The following is an 18,518-nucleotide window of genomic DNA, read 5'->3' as shown; positions in this document are numbered from 1 at the left end:
ATGGCAATAACTCTTTTAGACACAAAAACCATAAACCGTATAGCAGCGGGGGAGGTGATAGAAAGGCCAGCAAGTGTAGTAAAGGAATTAGTGGAAAATGCAATAGATGCTGGAAGTTTAGAAATAGAGATCAAAATAGAAAGTGGTGGGCGTAACCTTATTATTGTGACAGATGATGGTAACGGAGTAGAAAAAAACGATTTAGAACTTGCGTTTATGCGCCATGCTACTTCAAAATTGAGCGATAGTGAATTAATAGAAATCAAGCATCTTGGCTTTAGAGGAGAAGCTCTGCCTTCAGTAGCAGCAGTAAGTAGGATAAAATTATCGTCTAAGGCAAGAGAAGCAAATGAAGCATGGTCTATAAGTTATGAGGGTGGAGAGAAAATAGGGGAGCTAACTCCTTACCCTTTATCACAAGGGACACATATTGAAGTACGAGATTTGTTTTTCGCTACTCCAAATAGACTAAAATTTCTAAAAACCGAAAGAGCAGAAACTCAAAGCATTGTTGATATTGTAAACAACCTAGCAATGATTAACTATCATATAGGGTTTACTCTCACTTCAGGTAATAAAAAGCTCTTAAAATACGCTAAGCAGACTTCGTTATTTCATAGATTGTGTGAAGTAGAAGAAGAATTTCAGGGCAATTCTTTGGAGGTCAATGAAGAAGAAGACGGCATCAAACTTACGGGACACATCTGTAAGCCAACCGTCAATCGTGGTAAGTCAACTCAGATCTATACGTTTGTTAATGGAAGGCCAATTAAAGATAATTTACTTATTGGCGCAGTTAGGTATGCATATCATGATTTTATTCCAAGCGATAGGTATCCTTTTGCAGCGTTACATTTAGAGATACCTTATGATCAAGTAGATGTAAATGTGCATCCAAATAAGTCAGAAGTAAGGTTTCAGAATAAGAAGCTCATATATGAGATAGTGACAAGAGGATTAATTAAAGCGTTTTCAAGAAGGATAGGCACCTTTCCAGCGCATGACCAGAAAATGGATTCAACATTGCCAGATCCTTTTGATAAACCTAATGTTCAAAATGAAAGAAGGCCAAGTCCTTTTGAAAATCAACTAATAAAAGAATTTGCTTCTCCAAATGAAAGAGTAAAAAGCTTATCAGAACAGTCAAAATCGTTTGATTATACCGGCATACAGAAATTACCATCACAAGCGGAGACTATGGTTCTAGAAAAAAAGGTGTTAGAGCAAGTTGATTTGATAGAGAGCCACCCGCTCGGGTTTGCACGCTGTCAGGTCTATAATACTTACATTATTGCCGAGGTAAGAGACAAATTGATTATAGTCGACCAGCATGCAGCCCACGAAAGGCTAGTATATGAATGCTTAAAACAAAAATCAAGTATAAAAAGACAAAAACTACTTCTTCCTGAAACGGTTGAAATCAAAAATCAAGCCGGAATGGAGATGATTGAAATCTATAAAGATAAGTTATTTGAAATGGGTTTTGATATTGAAATCAAATCAGAGAATAAAGTGATAGTAAAAGAAATCCCTGCAATTTTGGGAGCAATAGATGTGAAAGAGATGCTAATTAACATAATTGATAGATTAACGGAAATAGAAGATACATTGCCAGTAGAAGATAAAGTGAACAAAATATTGGCCACTATCGCTTGTCATGGATCAATTAGAGCGGGTAGAAAAATGAGGTTAGATGAAATGAATGAGCTGCTGAGACAAATGGAAAAAACCCCATATTCCGGGCAATGCAACCACGGAAGACCAACTTATATAGAAATGAAACTCAGTGATATTGAAAAACTTTTTGAGCGGAGGTAAGAGGTTGCCATAAATATGTAAGTGCTCCTTTCTCGTCATCCAAGTAGCTCATAGAAACGAAAAAACTTCCTTGACAAACTCCGCCAGCGCCCTTATTATAGTATTAAGGGTATTTATGACTCAAAACTTGTTTTTGACCTGCAGGCTCAATGACAAAATTCAGTAAAAAACTCAGGGTATTTTTTGGCGGATTACATAAAATTATAGGGGCTGCATGTCTTTTAAATTTTTTCTACATTCAGCCAAACCGCGCTTAAACTAAGCGTCAGCACATTATTACAGCGCCACTTACAGTAATATAGAGTCAAAACTCGCTACTCGGGGCTTCTTTTGCCTTTTTTTCGTTTGGTAAATTTCTTAAATATTTATGGCTAAAGTAACTTAAGTTCACCGACAATCGTCATCCCGCTGCGTGTTAGCGGCTAAGAGATACCGCGGCATGACGTAGGATTGTTGTCATCCCGCTGCTTGTTAGCGGGATCTATGTGAGATACCGTGAATAAATCACGGTATGATGGTTCGCGGCGGTATGACGTAGAAGCTATACTTTTATACTCACCAACTCAGTATCCAATCTGGATCCCAGTGGGCTTTGTTGCATAGCAACTGAAAAAATCTGGTGGCTACTGACAAAATTCATTATAAAATAGCCATTTAACCTTGAAAGAAAAAATATGCCACAAAAAATGAGGGTCAGTAACCATAGCGAATATAACAAATTTCTAGAAAAAAGAGGAAATATTTTTCATTATATCAACGAAGCCATAGAAAAGTGGTACGAGAATGGTCCAAAAATACCAGGTGGCAACAATATTTATAGCGATAAAGTTGTAATTTTGGTGCACATAATAACTTGTTTATTTAGAATAGGCCTGAGGCAAACAGTTGGGTTTATAGCAGGATACCTTGAGCAAATTGGGAAAAATTTGCAAGTTATCAGCTATTCACAATCATCAAGAAGGTTTAAGAAACTCAATATTAAGATCAATGATTGCAGAATTGATAAAAATAATATGGAAGATATCGAAATTGCTATAGACAGTACAGGAATTAGTATATACAACAACACTCCTGGTCATAGCAAAGAAAATAGCGAAGATAGAAAGTATCGCAGCTATGAACAGACAAGAAAATTGCATGTAATGTTGAATACAAACAGCAAAAAAGCCATAGCTGTAAAATACAGTAACGGTGTCTACTCTGATCACTATGGAGCTTGTGATTTGCTAAAAGAAGTCGATTTTCAGTATGTCATAAAAGTACTATATGCAGATAGGGCATATGACAGAGAAAAGCTCTATAAGCTGTGTAATCAATATGGTATAAAAACGAAAATTCCTCCGAAAAACAACGCAGCAGAGCATCCAAAGTTAGACTATATGGCTGAGAGAAATTCTGCAGTCAAGCTCATAAAGTCATATGATGAAGATAGTATAAAGAAGTGGAAAAAAGAGATGAGTTATGGAAAAAGATCTTATATAGAAAGTTTTTTCTCGCGACTGAAACAAACATTCGGGTTTAGTTTTAGGAATAAATCTGAGACAAATAGAGAGAAGGAACTACTTGTTAAATGCTATTTGCTCAATAAGTTCACTGATATTGGTATGGCTAAATTTGAGATAGCTTCATAAATTTATTGTGCGTTACCTACTATCCGAAGAGCGATGCAACAAAGCCATCCCAGTGTCGGCTACTCGGATGACATTATAGGGGCGCTGGCCTGACAATCGTCATCCCGCTACGTGTTAGCGGGATCTCTTGTTAGCGGCTGAGATACCGCGAATGAATCGCGGTATGACGGTTCGTGGCGGCGTGACGATAAGGTTTATACCTTGTCATCCCAGTGCGTGACACTGGGATCTAGCCTTTATTATGCAGCCACTTGGTTGAAATTAAGTCTTCTGGATCCCAGTGTCAGCTACTCGGATGACACCATTCTTTTTTCTGGATCCAAGTAGTCTGGGCACTGGGATGACACCATAGGGGCGCTGCCATTATAGAGTGAACCAGTGTCACGCACTGGGATGACACCCTGACAATCGTCATCCCGCTACGTGTTAGCGGGATCTATGTTAAGAGATACCGCGGCGGTATGACGTATAGAAACTAAAAAAGTTCTTTTTTAAAAAACTTAAGTTATACTTATAAGTATTTGATACTTTTTATAGTGATTATGTCGAGTTTAAGCTGCCTTTATGGTGATAATGCAGAATTTGTGGAAGAAATGTATAGCCGTTATTTGCAGGGTGATAAATCAATCGGGGAGGATTGGTATAGAATTTTTTCAAGCAATTTAGAAGTTAATAAAGCGGAGACCTGCGGTGCACAACATGTAACTAAGGTGGATGATTCAGTTTCTAGTTTAGCAAATTTTTTCAGATCTTACGGTCATTTTTTTGCGGATCTTAATCCGTTATCACCCAATGTGAATAAGGAAGTAGATTATCAAAAATACTCGAATCTATCTCCGGCAAGTGACACTGGAATCTATAGAGATATTTACTGCAAGAATATCGGTTTTGAATTTATGCATATCTCCTCTTATGAAGAGAAAATGTGGCTGCAGGAAAAGATCGAAAATCAAACCTATACGCTGAGCTCACAAGACAAAAAAGAAATACTGAGGCACTTGATCGAATCTGAGATGTTCGAACAATTTCTCCATATGAAATTTCCTGGGTATAAGCGTTTCTCTATCGAAGGTGGAGAGTCAGCTATCGTTGCAATTGAAAAAATCATTAGTGATTCTACGGTTTTTGGTATTGAAGAAATAGTCCTTGGCATGGCTCACCGCGGACGAATCAATGTTCTAACCAAAGTGATGGGGAAAGAATATGCGGCAATGCTGTCTGAATTTCAAGGCAATCTTGCATACCCAAGTGGTCTTGAGGTGTCCGGTGATGTTAAATATCACCTTGGTTACTCTTCTGATCGAGCACTTTCAGGTGGCAAAAAAATACATTTAAGTTTATGCCCTAATCCATCTCACCTTGAAGCGGTAAATCCGGTTTTGGCTGGAAGAATAAGAGCAAAACAGAATATAAGATCTGTGCTTGGCATATCAATTCATGGTGATGCGGCTTTCATCGGTCAAGGAGTGGTTGCTGAAACTTTAACCTTAAGCAATATTGAAGGCTATAAAGTGGATGGCATTGTGCACATTGTCATTAATAACCAAGTTGGTTTTACTGCTAACCCATGTTGCGCACGATCCTCTTTTTATTGCACTGATATAGCAAAATCAATAGAAGCTCCAGTGTTTCACGTCAATGGAGATAACCCGGAAGCTGTGAGTTTTGCTACAAGTCTGGCGATGGAATATAGGCAGAAATTTAAAAAGGACGTAGTAATTGACATAATGTGCTACCGCAAATATGGCCATAATGAAGGTGATGAACCGAATTTCACTCAGCCACTTATGTATAAGGCGATATCAAAGCATAAAACTCCTGGAACATTGTATGAAGAAAAATTGACTGCAGAGAAAGTATTAGATGGCGATGAAGTAAATAAATTGCGCAGTGAATTCAGGGCAAAATTAGATAAAAGTCTTGCTGAATCAGCGGCTTACACTCCAAAAAAAGCTGACTGGTTCGGTGGAGTGTGGTCAAAATTAAGAAGAGCAAAGCTGAACGATTTGAGCGAATACTACACGGATTCTGGTGTTCCGCCAGATGAGCTGAAAAAATTAGGTGTGCGTATAAATAGCAATATCCCAAGTAACTTTAACATTAACAATAAGGTTAGAAAAATACTCGATGGCAGAATAGACAGCATAAATTTTGGTAGTAATATAGACTGGGCAACTGCCGAAAGTCTTGCGTTTGCATCACTGCTCACAGAAAGAATAGGAGTGCGTTTATCAGGACAAGACTCTGGTCGTGGAACTTTCTCGCACCGTCATTCAAGGCTTGTTGATCAGGTAACAGAAGAAGCATTTATTCCGCTAAACAATATAAATGAAAAGCAAGCTCACTTTGAGGTCATAGATAGCGCACTATCTGAGTATGCTGTAATGGGCTTTGAATATGGATATAGTCTTGATTCTCCGTATTCACTGGTGCTCTGGGAAGGACAATTTGGTGATTTTGCAAACGGTGCGCAAATTATGATCGACCAGTTTATCGCATCTGCAGAAACAAAGTGGTTGCGATCAAGCGGTCTAGTTTTATTGCTGCCTCATGGTTATGAAGGACAGGGACCTGAGCATAGCTCCGCACGTATAGAGAGATTTTTGCAACTCTGCGCAGAGGATAATATGCAGGTAGTTAATTGTTCCACTCCGGCGAATTACTTCCATGTCTTACGCAGACAAATGCATAGAGACTTTCGTAAGCCTCTGGTAGTGTTTACACCTAAATCACTATTGCGTCATAAAAGAGCAGTTTCTAACCTATCTGACTTTGAAGGAAAATTCCTCACGGTGATTCCAGAATGTAGAAAAGGTTTAGTTTCAAGTGATAAAGTACGAAAAGTTGTAATATGCAGCGGTAAAGTTTACTACGACATAATTGAAGTATGTGAAGCACAAAAAATAAACGATATAGCAGTGATACGTTTAGAACAATTCTATCCGTTTCCTGCCGATAAACTAAGTAATGAACTTGAAAAGTACAAAAACGCTGAAATTATATGGTGTCAAGAAGAACCAAAAAATATGGGAGGATGGTTTTTTGTCAACCCATTGATAGAAGAAGTGTTATCTAATCTCGATATCCAAGCAAAAAGACCTAAGTGTATCGCAAGACCTGCTGCTGCATCTCCTGCATGTGGTTATGTTAGTGTTCACACTCAGCAGCAGGAGGAGATTTTAAAGCAGGTTATGCAGGGGATCTAGCACAATTGTGCAAATATTGAAGCGAAAGCTGGCAAGCGAACATTGTTCATCAGATCTTGACGCTGGGCACTGCAGCCATGCGCAATAGAAAACGCATTACACCAATAAAGCCCTTTTGGTACTCAAGCAAATATAAAAGATTTTTATTCTATTAAAAAAAATTTAATTTTTATTAAAATTTTCATTTATTTTTATTTAAAAAGTAAACATTATTAATATTTACTTTAATTAATATAGGATATATATGAATACAAAAATATTTGAGATGTTAATAAGGAGAACTGGTCTACGCAGAGATAGCAAAGCTGAGATCATACAGTTAAATAGAAATGAAAAAGCTTTTGTAGATGAGGATAAAGAATCTATCGAATTAGCTGAGGCCATTTTTGAAGAGAATAATATGTTTCATTTCCGCAAACCAGGTCCTGCTATGGATTACATTTTGCACAAATTAATAAATGATAGGAAGCTTTTCAAGGAAATGAAAGATAGAGGTACAAGTATAATACGTCTTTTTTCTTTGTTATCAATGTATCATGGTCGTCTCAATTGCTGTGTTATAAGAAAAGGAGGGTGTATTACTGAGTGTGGCATACTTGATTACGCTGGCACCTATCCAGAACTAGTGCCTTTAGAGGACTTTATACTTATTGAGCCTTCCTCGTACCTCGAGTACATTGTGTTTGACAATGAGAATATCAGAAATAGGTTAGCTGAAGACTTAACTGAAGATAAAACAAAATTAGATATCTTTTTGAATGGAATTTTAGCAACAAAGAATTCGGATTTAGTATTATCTTGTATTAACAAGATAGAGGTTCTTAATGAGGGAGATAGATATTTTGTTAATCTCTTACAGAAAAACGGCATGCTAGACTACATCTTAAACAAAGATGATACAACACTTGCAAAATCAACTCTAAAGGAGTTGTTGAAGCTTTCTATTTTGCAGGAAGAAAAAAGCACTGAGTTAGAATCTCCCCAAGCTTCAAGTGTAAATGTTAGCAAAGCTCAGCAACATTGTAGTATATAGCTGGTGATAAAGTTTAAAATAATTGCATATACTGAGGCTCATTTAAATATAGAGCCTCAGTGGTGCTTAATTTTTTCAATTGATGGTGACTAGTAGCCCTACTATGATGTGGATCTATGCTCGCTTATAACTAAAATTTCACTTCCACCAAGGGGATATTATTCCAGCTATTGCTTCCATAGTCATCAATAGAAGCGTTTAAGTAATCTGTATCAAAGCGCACGGGCACATCAAATTCAAAGCTCGCAGTGATTATCACATCTTTTACTGGTGGCTTCATAAATGTTATTTCTCCAGTTGAATAATTTACTGAATATTCACTCTCTTCTTTACCATTTAAATAAATCTTTACTGTCCCATGTACTGGCTTTTTGATCATACGTATATGCTTATCTTCCCCACTTACATAAGTTTTGATTAGCTGAAAAGTCGTTTTTTTGTTATCTCCTATACCAATCTCTTGATTAATGGCTATAAAATCCGACCAATCCTTAAAACGAAACCCTATTGCTTTACCTTTTCGTGCATGAAAAAATGTTATTAGTTCCAGTAGTTGCTCGTTTGATCTGACCCCGTAAGCTATGTTGTATCTAGTGCGTGCATGAGACCAATTGATGTTGCGCTGTTCACAACCATTGTGAGTTGTTACAACGTCAGTGGAAAATTCCGGTCCTCCAGTGGAACCATAAGATATATTTTCTGGAAATCTAATTTCTGTGAATGACATATACCCTCCTGTGAAAGTAAAATAGTTTGGTTGAAGAAAATGTTGTAATTTGAAAGCGTTTCACATAGTAAATGACGCTATGGAAAGTGGATGAGACTACTGAGTTAAACTGCTGTCACACCCACAGTTACTATACTCAGGTTCATTTGAGTTGTCAAGCAAAAAAATAAAATTTTATGGCAAACTGTAACTAGCCTTGCTTGTGACTTAATTCATCTACTTTTTTGCGTAATACATTCAAATCAGTTGCTCCTACAAACAGGCTATCTCCAATTATTAAAAAAGGTGTACCACCTACTCCCAAATCTCTTACTAGAAGCCTACTGTTGTTTATCATTTGCTCAATTTTGTCCGCGTTATCTTTTATGGAATCATTAAAATCGTCCTCATCAATCCCTATGTTTTTCACTATATCCAATATGCTTTCGTCTGAAAATTCTCCTTTGTGACTTAAAGCAGCATGGTGAAAATCGAAATATTTTTCTTTATCGAGAAAATAGACAGCTAAAGCACTTTTTGCTGCCTTTAAAGAAGCGTTACCAAGTATTGGAGCATCCCTAAAGATATACTTAATTTTGCCGTCGTTAATTAACTGCTTTATATCATTCTTTATAGCTTTGCAATGTCCACAAGAATAGTCAAGGAAGCCTACAGCTATAACACTACTATTTTCATTTCCGGAGTAAGGATAAGTAAGGTCAAATATTTGATCCTTGTATTGTGAAATTTTACTTTTGGTTACATTATCTCGAGCAGCGTAACTACTTTTAATCGACTCCTCTTTGAGAGTTTTTACGATCTTATCAAAATTTCTGCTTATATAATTATCTAATTTCTCACCTATATAATCATCGTTTAGCATTTGGCTGCGATTTGAAAGCCAATTGTTTATTATCGGCAAGCTTGCTATTGCTATTATTAAAATTAATAAAAACGATATTCTAGACATACAATTTATTTAAAAACCTACAACATAAAACTTTTAGTACACATTTATCTGTATATTAAAAGAAGCATCTAATGTTAATATATAAAAACATTTGTATCAAGTGTATTTTATAACCAGTTTTGCCTCAAATGCAAACTTTACACAATAAAACTCAAGCACATTACCACAAAGTTCATCAGAAGAATTGGTGATGCAAGTGACAAAACTACCTCCAGAATAGCCAATTATGAGATGCTCTATCTTTTACCGCCACGCTGTAAATACGGCGGTAAAACAAAGTTGATAATTTTATTCCGCTGTGTATAATTTTCCGCGGAATAAACATATGAGTGAACCAATAATTGGCAGAGAAAAAGAAATAGCTATTCTACAAGACAAACTTCTTTCTCAATCAGCCGAATTTATTGCTGTTTATGGTCGGCGTCGTGTAAATGTTGTATTATCTGCATTTTATCAGCATAATATAGAAGTAATGTAATGCAGATATTATGCCGATGCCGAATTATACGATTACTTCTAAAATTGCTAGTTGTCTTATAAGGATTGAAGCAGCAAAAGAAAAAGTGTTACATTTGCCGCTCACTGTATCAATGCTTTTGTCTCTTCGTGAAACTGCACGGCTTTATACCACACACTATTCTACTATGATTGAAGGAAATCGACTTGAACCTAAACAGATTGAAGAGGTTTTAAGTGGTAAAAGCCACTTTCCAAAATATAGGAGAGATGAAAATGAGGTTAAAGGATATTATGCAGCTTTAACTCAAGTTGAACAATGGGCAGCAAGGAGAATACCCATTACTGAGAAAGCTGTTCAAACACTACATGCTCTAGTAATAGCAAGTGGAAAATCTAAAATAAAATCAACACCTTATCGTGATGGTCAAAATGTTATCCGCGATAGTCTTACACGTGCAATAATTTATATGCCACCTGAAGCAAAGGATGTACCAAAGCTCATGAGCAGTATGATTGATTGGATTCGTAACAGTGAGCAAGTGCCTTGCCCAATTATTGCAGGTATTGCGCATTATCAATTTGTAACAATTCACCCTTACTATGACGGTAATGGTCGTACTGCAAGATTGTTGACTACATTAATTTTACACCTTGGTGGGTATGACCTAAAAGGACTTTATTCATTGGAAGAATATTATGCTAAGAATCTAGGAGCGTATTATGAAGCAATCAGTATAGGTCCATCGCACAACTATTACATGGGACGAGCTGAAGCAGATATTACTAAGTGGGTGGAGTATTTCGTAGAAGGTATGGCAAATTCATTTGAGAACGTTTTACAACGTATAAATAAAGAAGAATACCACGCTGATCAGACTGATCTTATACGTAAGCTTGATCCTAAACAACGCAAAGCTCTTGAGCTCTTCCAGGAGTTTTCCGCTATTACAGCTAGTCATGTTGGCGAACTATTTAATTTTAAGCCTCGTACCAGTGCGCAACTTTGTAAAAAGTGGGTGGAAATGGGGTTTATCAAGATTGTAGATTTTTCCAATAGAGGAAGGAAATACAAACTTAGTAAGCAATATGAGGATTTGATCTCAAATTAACTGAAAGCTCGCTAGGCAGGAAAGTAGTGCATAGGTCAAATTTCAATAAAGTGCTTGAAAACTAAATGTAAACTTAAAATTTTAAAAACTGGAATATGTACAACAACTTACGCGACTTCATCAAAGCCTTAGAAGAAAAAAAGAATCTGATTAGAATTAAGGAGAAAGTTTCAACAGTTCTTGAAATGACAGAAATTCACCGTAGGGTTTTGTCAAACAAAGGGCCAGCGATCATTTTTGAAAATGTTGTCACAGAAAATGGTAAAAATTCGATTCCTGTTTTGGTGAATTTATTTGGTACTATTAAGAGGATTGCATTGGGGTTGAACATAAATCCTGATGAACTAAGAGATCTTGGTAAACTTTTAGCATTTTTGCAATCACCTGAGCCGCCAAAAAACTTTAAGGATGCTATAAAAATGTTTCCTTTGTTGAAAGTCGTGTTATCGATGCGAAGTAAAGTCGTGAGCAAGGCTCCATGTCAAGAGGTAGTGCTAACCGGAGATGAAGTGGACCTAAGTCTACTGCCCATTCAAACATGCTGGCCAAATGAACCTGCACCACTTATCACCTGGCCAATTGTGGTGACAAAAGGACCTACGAAAGACAAACAAGATAATTTCAATCTTGGAATATATCGTATGCAGGTCATAGATAAAAAAACGACTCTAATGCGTTGGCTTGCACATCGTGGTGGTGCAGGTCACCACAAACGATGGAAAGAGAAGGAACAAAATATGAAATTTCCTGCTGCTGCTGTGATCGGTAGTGATCCTGCAACGATTATTGCTGCAGTAACTCCAGTGCCAGAAACATTGTCAGAATACCAATTTGCTGGACTACTGCGAAAGAAGCCGCTTGAGCTTGTAAATTGTAAGACTATTCCACTTCAAGTGCCAGCTCACGCGGAAATCGTTCTGGAAGGCTATGTGAGTTTGGATAGATATCAAGACGAAGGGCCATACGGAGATCACACCGGCTACTATAATTCTGTTGAGCAATTTCCTGAATTTAATATTACTGCAATTACTATGCGTAAAAACCCGATATATCTTAGCACTTTCACTGGCAAGCCACCTGATGAACCATCGATTCTTGGTGAAGCACTCAATGAAATTTTTGTGCCCATTCTTATCAATCAATTTCCAGAGATAGTGGACTTTTATCTGCCACCGGAAGGTTGCTCATATAGAATAGCGATAGTGTCGATAAAAAAATCCTATCCAGGGCAGGCAAAAAGAATTGTTATGGGCATACTTTCTTTTCTAAAGCAGTTTTTATACACGAAGTTTATTATCGTTGTTGATAATGATATAAATGTACGTGATTGGAAGGAAGTAATGTGGGCAATGTCAACGAGGATGGACCCTGTGCGTGATACAATCATGATAGAAAGTGTACCTATTGATTATTTAGACTTTGCTTCCCCTGAAAGTGGACTTGGAGGTAAAATGGGATTTGATGCGACAAATAAAATCCCGCCTGAAACCAAACGAGAGTGGGGAAAGAAAATTGAGATGAGTGAGGAAATAGTAAGGAAAGTCGCGGAGAAGTGGGAGGAATATATGGACTAGACTTCTTGCATAAAAGCAGAAAAAAGTTTGGCGTTTTTTATAATGCCGCGATTGGCATTAACTGATAATTGTGATTTAAGTTCGTCACAGTGCCCTTTTTTTGTCATCCTATAGCTATACCGCCGCGGTATCTCTTAGCCGCTAACAAGTAGTGGGATGACGAGCTTATCGTCATCCTGCCGCGAACCGTCATACCGCGATTCATTCGCGGTATCTCAGCCGCTAACAAGCAGCGGGATACTTAGGGATGACGGTTGTTGTTTAGCTGTAAATATTAAGAAATTTACCAAATGAAAAAAAAGGCAAAAGAAGCCCTGGGGTTATTATCCGCTTTAAAATATTGGCGTTTTTTATGTTTTAAACGCTTGACAAGCGAGATTCAGCCGCTTTTAATTGCAACTAACTTACGCTGCAAATGTTTAAGAAATTTACTAAGCAGAAAAAAAGACAAAGAATCCCCGAGTTAGCTAGTCTTTTACTATCTCTGTCGAGTATTGGCATTTTTTGATGTCTTGTAACGCTTTATAAGCGCGTTCAGCTTATTTAGATAAAAATCTAGATGTAGATGAAGTTTTGTAAAGACATACAGTATCTATATACTGCAAAAAATTGAACATAAGACGCCGATACATTAAGTAATCCTTACCTTTTAATCTGCAGATTGGCGAAAGCAAATACAATAGCTTCAGTTTCATGATAAGAGGGCTGGCGAAGGGTGTCAAGCAATTTTCGTTTCTGCGAGTACCTGAGTTTATTGACTTCATTAGAGCCAAAACTCTTGAGACCTAGGTGATAATTCTATCTAAAAGGATGCCAAAAAAGAGAAGCAACCCTACGTAGGAATTATTTTTAAATATGGACATGCATTGACTGGGATCGTCAGGATTGAAATTTTTGTATTGGCGGTGAAATATGAACCCTACAGCAAGTAGAGCAATATAAAAAATGTTATTTAATGATGATAAGATACCAGCATATAGCCACGTCATAAGAGATATTAAATAAAATCTTTTCAACCAAGATTTTGTTGTATCACCAAAATATAATGCGGTAGATTTCATCCCGAGTTTTTCATCATCTTTTTTATCTTGATGGGCGTATATGGTGTCATAGCTAAGTGTCCAAAAGACGCATCCTATATAAAACAGCAAGGATTCTATACTGATCTGGTTTGTTATTGCTGCTGAGCCCATGAGCGATCCCATATTGAAGGTAAACCCTAAGAACAATTGTGGCCACCAAACATACCGCTTTAATAAAGGGTAAGTAGCTATCATACACATTGAGATTATTCCAAGTATGAGTGTAGTTTTATTAGTTAATAATAAGATTACCAGGGCAATAGACAGTAGCAGTGAAAGTAAAGCCAAAGCCTGCTTTATGTTTAATGCACCACTTGCAAGTGGCCTATATTTTGTTCGTTCAACGTGCGCATCTATTTTTCTATCGAAGATATCATTGATTATGCACCCTGCGGGTCTCATTAAAAATGCACCTATAGTAAACAAAACAAGGAGAAAAAGAACCTGATACGATAGAGAAGTTGAGGCTAAAAGAATACCGCTCAAACTGGGAAATAGCACAAGCCACAAACCCGTTAAACTGTGCAACCTCATTAATGAAAAGTAACGATTGAAATGCATTAATTAAGTGTGATTATGTAATATTTTGCTTACATTAACAAAATTATCGAACGCTAAGTCAGGCTTGAAAACTAGTTCAGGTATAAATCGCAAATCAACATAACACAGTATAGATTTACGTATTGACCATGCAGATTGGTTCATTTCATTAACAACGGTGTTAAGATCACAATTATTCTCAGAAGGATCTCCAGTGCGTCTTTTTTCTGGATCTAAGTAGTCAGCTACTTGAATATTCAATGAAGATAACACAATATATACATCTGCTTTTTTCAAATCTTTACTTAATTTTACGTCAGATACCGCTACATTTTTATTGAACACCTTACCTTCCATTAGAACTCTTGATATTGCTCTATGCAATACCGATGCTATCTTTAGGTTTCTAATTTCCTTTTTCATATCCAGCTACTATAACACCCTTTCTTCTTGCACTAATTGATAAGCTTCCAAAATATCTCCAACTTTAATATCGACATTACCCTCTAGTGATACTCCGCATTCAAAGTTTACACCTACTTCTTTAACATCATCTTTAAATCTACGTAGTGCTTTTAACTTTCCTTCATGCACCAATTTGCCACCACGCATTACCTTAATTAAAGAATCTTTTTTTATGACTCCATCACTTACATAACATCCAATGATATTACCAGCTTTAGATACATTAAATATTTGCCTTACAGATGCAGAACCAACACGAACCTCTCGTGTAACAGGCTTTAACATTTTAGTTAAATACATTCTCATGTCGTCAATGAGCTCGTATATTATGTTATAAGTATGTATTTCTATACCTTTTTGTTTTGCCAAGTCCCTTATTTTTGAGTCCACTTTTACATTAAAAGCTAAAATTACTGCACTTGATGCTTCTGCAAGCAGCACATCTGAATCTGTTATCCCTCCTACTGCTTTGTGTAGGATATTTAATTTCACTTGGTCTTTACCGAGTTTATCAATTGAACTTGATATTGCTTCAATAGAACCAGTTACATCGCACTTTAAAACTACAGATAGTTCTTCTGTTTCGCTGTTATTACGACTGAATATATCTAAATTATTGTCGCCCAAATCTTCTTTCTTTTTCTTGATTAACTCTAGCCTGTATTCAACAATTTCACGCGCCTGCTTTTCAGAATTTACAACAACAAATTTATCTCCAGCATTTGGTACACCATTTAGACCAGTAATTTCAATTGGAGCAGAGGGTAGTGCTGCTTTTTCTCTTTGACCAAGGTGATTAACCATACTACGTACTTTACTGTATGTTGTACCAACTACCAATATATCACCAACCTTTAACGTTCCTTCCTCAACTATCAATGTAGCTGATATTCCTTTCGCTTTATCTATTTTGGATTCTATTACCCATCCAAGTGCTCGACAATCTTCTATTGCTTCTAGCTTCATTAATTCAGCGATTAACAAAATCGTCTCTTCTAGTTTATCTAAATTAGTTTTCTTTTTTGCTGATACTGGCACAATCATAACATCACCACCAAGCTCTTCAGGAATGAGATCATATTGAGGTAAGCTACTCATTACTTTCTCCACATCACCAGGCTCAGATTTATCAATTTTATTAATAGCAACTATAATAGAAACATTTGCTGCTTTTGCATGATTTATTGCTTCAACTGTTTGTTTCATGATTCCATCGTCAGCTGCAACTACTATTACAACTATATTAGTAATATTGGCACCACGTGCACGCATCGCAGTGAACGCTTCATGTCCTGGTGTATCAATAAAGGTAATTTTTTGCTTATCTTTTGTCGTTATTTGATAAGCACCTATGTGTTGAGTTATGCCACCTGACTCTCTTTCTGCAACATTAGATTCACGAAATGCATCGAGCAATGAGGTTTTACCATGATCGACGTGTCCCATAAAAGTGACGATTGGTGGTTTAGGTTTTTTAGGCAGGCTTTCTCTGCCTTCTATAAAAAATAAATCTTTTTCTCTGTTGGTATCGCTCACTCGTTTAGCCGTATGATTAAATTTTTCCACTATTTCACATGCTATATCTGGATCCACCAGATCATCTACTCTATAACTCTCACCGACTTCTTCTTTGAACATTTTTAGCACACTCTTGCTATCTTCTGCCATGCGAATAGATAACTCCCTGATAGTTATTTTGTCTGGTATAATAACTTCTCTTGATATATTTTTACCCTTAGTAAACTTTGACTTTCTACCTCTTATACCAAACCTTTGCTTAAATACAGGGGGTTGTTCAGTTTTTTCATCTATTGCCTGTGCAATTACCAGTTTAGAATGCTTAGAATATATATCTTTGTTGACTTTAAAAGACTTTTTATCGTTGTCCTCATGGTCAATACTATCTTCTTTTGGTTCAACTAAGTGGGTATTACTTAAAACTTGCTTATTTATTTCCTTAGATAAAGCGTCCGCTTCATTTTTCTCGTCAATCTCTTTATTGCTGTCTTCTTTTGCTGTTTTCTCTTTTTCTTCTCTCTGATTTCTTTCTTTCAGCAAAGCAGCATTCTGCACAGCATTAATGCGAAAAATTTGTTCTTTCTCTGTTAAAGAACATAATTTACTCTCGTCAAATAAATTATGTTCTTCTGCATCATGAGATTTTTTTCTTCTTTTTTTTACTACTGTAGCTCCAGTACTTGGGCTAGCTGAAGAGTTTAAATTGAGGTCTAATTTAAGCTTGCTTAAACCTTGGAGCGTTAATTTTTTATCACTGATATCTTCATTATTCATATTATTTTATTATATTAATCCAAGCTTTTTACGTGCTTCTATGATTATTGAATCTACTGTATCTTTTAGATCTTCTTTGCTATCGGATGAGGAAGAGAGTATGCTGCAAAACTCATAACTTGATAAATCTGCTATGTCCTCTAAAGTCTTAATATCATGCTTACTAAGAGCAATTTTATTGTCTATTGATAAAGTTAAATTGATTACATCATCCTCCATACCTAAACTTTTTAGCTCTTCTATTTTTCTATCATTTTCTGCTTTCAGGTACTTATTTGCTCTATTGTGAAGTTCGTTTGCAATATCTTCATTAAAGCCCTCTATTGAAGCAAGCTCTTTAATTGAAGCGCTAGATATGTCTTCTACACTTGAAAAACCTTCTGTTACCAATAGCTGACCCATAATCTCTTCTAAGTTTAAAGCTTCAGCAAATAAAGCTGAACATTGACTAAGTTCTTTACTTCGCCTTTCTGATTCTTGCTGAGTGCTTAATATCTCAATTTTCCATCCAACAAGCTCTGAAGCTAATCTTACATTCTGGCCCTTTTTTCCTATCGCTAAACTCAATTGATCTTCAGCAACTATTAACTCTATGCAATTTTCATTTTCATCAATAATAACCTTCGATACTTCTGCAGGAGTAATGGCTTTAATAACGAATTGACCCAAATCTGAGGAGTAATTTATAACGTCAATTTTTTCACCATTTAATTCGTGTATAATAGTTTTTATTCTATCTCCCTTAACTCCAACACAAGCACCTACTGGATCAATGTTCTTGTCGGGAGAGAAAACGGCAACCTTAGACCTTGAACCAGCATCTCTAGCTATACCTTTAATTGTCACTAATCCGTCAGCAATTTCTGGTATTTCTTGATTTAATAATGCCTCCAAAAAGCCTTCATGAGTCCTAGAAAGAATAATTTGACGTCCATCATCAGAGCGCTTAACAGTCTGTATGTAAGCTTTAACCTTATCACCTTCACGAAATGATTCACCACCAGTTAAATTTCGCAATGGAAGATATGCCCTAGTGCCATTTATGTCTATAATAAGATCTGAATATTCTACTTGTTTAACAATACCATACCTTATTTCTCCCACTTTATCTTTAAACTCCTCATATTGCTTTTTTGACTCTTCATCTTTAATTACTTGAGCAATCTTTTGCTGGGCAATTCTTGCTGAAGCAAGATCAGTGTTAAGAGAGAGCAATTCACTAACAGTATCTCCAACTTTTGCATCTCCTTTTATTAATTTAGCTTGTGTAAGCGTAATTGATTCACACTCAGTATTCTCTTTTTCATTTGATTCATCATCAATAACTTTTAGTTTTCTATATGAAGTAACTTTGCCTGTGTTTCTATCTATATCAACTACAATTTTACTTTTGCTACCATATTTTTGATGAGCCACTGCTTCTATAGCACTTTCTAGTGCCTTTATTACAACATCAAAATCTAAACCTTTTTGAAGTGAAAGCTCTCCTGCTGTTTTTATTACATCAAGGCTTCCAACTATGTTATTCTTGTTACTTTTCTGCTTAACACTGCTTTTACGATTAGCAATCATAATAAATAAATCCAATGTAATTAGTTATAATTATAGCTCCAACGGGCAAAGAACACTATCT

Annotated in this window: 13 protein-coding genes; 7 read left to right on the top strand and 6 right to left on the bottom strand. The window is 36.3% G+C overall.

The genetic code is table 11. The annotated features are described in order from the left end of the window. The 4 genes from mutL (at position 1) to OOK90_RS04965 (ending at position 7,688) form a co-directional block, all read left to right on the top strand. Positions 1 to 1,818 carry a DNA mismatch repair endonuclease MutL gene (gene mutL, locus OOK90_RS04980; RefSeq protein WP_264705818.1) on the top strand — a complete coding sequence of 606 codons (1,818 nt, stop codon included), beginning with the start codon at positions 1 to 3 and terminating at the stop codon, positions 1,816 to 1,818. A 674-nt stretch (positions 1,819 to 2,492) separates the two neighbouring features. Beyond that, complete coding sequence (locus tag OOK90_RS04975) at positions 2,493 to 3,449, top strand: IS5 family transposase (RefSeq protein WP_209472359.1); 957 nt, start codon at positions 2,493 to 2,495, stop codon at positions 3,447 to 3,449. A 542-nt stretch (positions 3,450 to 3,991) separates the two neighbouring features. Beyond that, positions 3,992 to 6,655 (top strand): 2-oxoglutarate dehydrogenase E1 component, encoded by a 2,664-nt coding sequence (locus OOK90_RS04970; protein ID WP_264705817.1) that lies wholly within the window; start codon positions 3,992 to 3,994, stop codon positions 6,653 to 6,655. A 244-nt stretch (positions 6,656 to 6,899) separates the two neighbouring features. Next, positions 6,900 to 7,688, top strand: coding sequence for a GTPase Era family protein (locus OOK90_RS04965; RefSeq protein WP_209473248.1), 789 nt, complete (start codon positions 6,900 to 6,902; stop codon positions 7,686 to 7,688). Positions 7,689 to 7,818: 130 nt separating this feature from the next. Here OOK90_RS04965 and OOK90_RS04960 read toward each other — a convergent pair whose 3' ends face one another. Together OOK90_RS04960 and OOK90_RS04955 are read right to left on the bottom strand one after the other, a co-directional pair. After that, positions 7,819 to 8,415, bottom strand: coding sequence for a TIGR02217 family protein (locus OOK90_RS04960; RefSeq protein WP_264329612.1), 597 nt, complete (start codon positions 8,413 to 8,415; stop codon positions 7,819 to 7,821). A 190-nt stretch (positions 8,416 to 8,605) separates the two neighbouring features. Beyond that, a complete protein-coding gene (locus tag OOK90_RS04955) occupies positions 8,606 to 9,364 on the bottom strand; it encodes a DsbA family protein (protein WP_010963174.1) in 759 nt (252 codons plus the stop codon). Positions 9,365 to 9,689: 325 nt separating this feature from the next. Between OOK90_RS04955 and OOK90_RS04950 the strand changes: the two genes are divergently transcribed. The 3 genes from OOK90_RS04950 to OOK90_RS04940 all read left to right on the top strand — a co-directional run bounded on the left by OOK90_RS04950 (position 9,690) and on the right by OOK90_RS04940 (position 12,506). Continuing rightward, entirely contained in the window at positions 9,690 to 9,842 is a 153-nt protein-coding gene (locus tag OOK90_RS04950; RefSeq protein WP_007548541.1) for a hypothetical protein, read from the top strand. A gap of 10 nt (positions 9,843 to 9,852) precedes the next feature. Further along, positions 9,853 to 10,932 (top strand): Fic family protein, encoded by a 1,080-nt coding sequence (locus tag OOK90_RS04945; protein ID WP_264705816.1) that lies wholly within the window; start codon positions 9,853 to 9,855, stop codon positions 10,930 to 10,932. Positions 10,933 to 11,027: 95 nt separating this feature from the next. Beyond that, positions 11,028 to 12,506, top strand: a complete 1,479-nt coding sequence (locus OOK90_RS04940) for a UbiD family decarboxylase (protein ID WP_209472400.1) — start codon at positions 11,028 to 11,030, stop codon at positions 12,504 to 12,506. Between the two features lie 785 nt (positions 12,507 to 13,291). Here the strand turns inward: OOK90_RS04940 and ubiA are convergent. From ubiA to nusA, 4 genes are read right to left on the bottom strand one after another with little or no spacing between them, the layout of a single operon-like run. Beyond that, complete coding sequence (gene ubiA, locus OOK90_RS04935) at positions 13,292 to 14,149, bottom strand: 4-hydroxybenzoate octaprenyltransferase (protein ID WP_182319897.1); 858 nt, start codon at positions 14,147 to 14,149, stop codon at positions 13,292 to 13,294. A 3-nt stretch (positions 14,150 to 14,152) separates the two neighbouring features. Further along, complete coding sequence (locus tag OOK90_RS04930) at positions 14,153 to 14,551, bottom strand: ribosome-binding factor A (protein ID WP_209472402.1); 399 nt, start codon at positions 14,549 to 14,551, stop codon at positions 14,153 to 14,155. A 9-nt stretch (positions 14,552 to 14,560) separates the two neighbouring features. Beyond that, complete coding sequence (infB, locus tag OOK90_RS04925) at positions 14,561 to 16,885, bottom strand: translation initiation factor IF-2 (protein ID WP_264705815.1); 2,325 nt, start codon at positions 16,883 to 16,885, stop codon at positions 14,561 to 14,563. Positions 16,886 to 16,894: 9 nt separating this feature from the next. Next, positions 16,895 to 18,457: a transcription termination factor NusA gene (gene nusA / locus OOK90_RS04920; protein WP_070357032.1), complete on the bottom strand. Its 1,563-nt coding sequence runs from the start codon at positions 18,455 to 18,457 to the stop codon at positions 16,895 to 16,897. Positions 18,458 to 18,518: the final 61 nt, after the last annotated feature.

Source organism: Wolbachia endosymbiont (group A) of Ancistrocerus nigricornis (genome assembly GCF_947250785.1).
Taxonomy (GTDB): Bacteria; Pseudomonadota; Alphaproteobacteria; order Rickettsiales; family Anaplasmataceae; genus Wolbachia; species Wolbachia pipientis.
This window is presented reverse-complemented; position numbering and strand designations above follow the sequence as displayed.

Bases quoted from the DNA above. Each gene is read 5' to 3' on its own strand.
- mutL (WP_264705818.1), top strand. From the start codon at position 1: ATGGCAATAACTCTTTTAGACACAAAAACCATAAACCGTATAGCAGCG.
- OOK90_RS04975 (WP_209472359.1), top strand. From the start codon at position 2,493: ATGCCACAAAAAATGAGGGTCAGTAACCATAGCGAATATAACAAATTT.
- OOK90_RS04970 (WP_264705817.1), top strand. From the start codon at position 3,992: ATGTCGAGTTTAAGCTGCCTTTATGGTGATAATGCAGAATTTGTGGAA.
- OOK90_RS04965 (WP_209473248.1), top strand. From the start codon at position 6,900: ATGAATACAAAAATATTTGAGATGTTAATAAGGAGAACTGGTCTACGC.
- OOK90_RS04960 (WP_264329612.1), bottom strand. From the start codon at position 8,415: ATGTCATTCACAGAAATTAGATTTCCAGAAAATATATCTTATGGTTCC.
- OOK90_RS04955 (WP_010963174.1), bottom strand. From the start codon at position 9,364: ATGTCTAGAATATCGTTTTTATTAATTTTAATAATAGCAATAGCAAGC.
- OOK90_RS04950 (WP_007548541.1), top strand. From the start codon at position 9,690: ATGAGTGAACCAATAATTGGCAGAGAAAAAGAAATAGCTATTCTACAA.
- OOK90_RS04945 (WP_264705816.1), top strand. From the start codon at position 9,853: ATGCCGATGCCGAATTATACGATTACTTCTAAAATTGCTAGTTGTCTT.
- OOK90_RS04940 (WP_209472400.1), top strand. From the start codon at position 11,028: ATGTACAACAACTTACGCGACTTCATCAAAGCCTTAGAAGAAAAAAAG.
- ubiA (WP_182319897.1), bottom strand. From the start codon at position 14,149: ATGCATTTCAATCGTTACTTTTCATTAATGAGGTTGCACAGTTTAACG.
- OOK90_RS04930 (WP_209472402.1), bottom strand. From the start codon at position 14,551: ATGAAAAAGGAAATTAGAAACCTAAAGATAGCATCGGTATTGCATAGA.
- infB (WP_264705815.1), bottom strand. From the start codon at position 16,885: ATGAATAATGAAGATATCAGTGATAAAAAATTAACGCTCCAAGGTTTA.
- nusA (WP_070357032.1), bottom strand. From the start codon at position 18,457: ATGATTGCTAATCGTAAAAGCAGTGTTAAGCAGAAAAGTAACAAGAAT.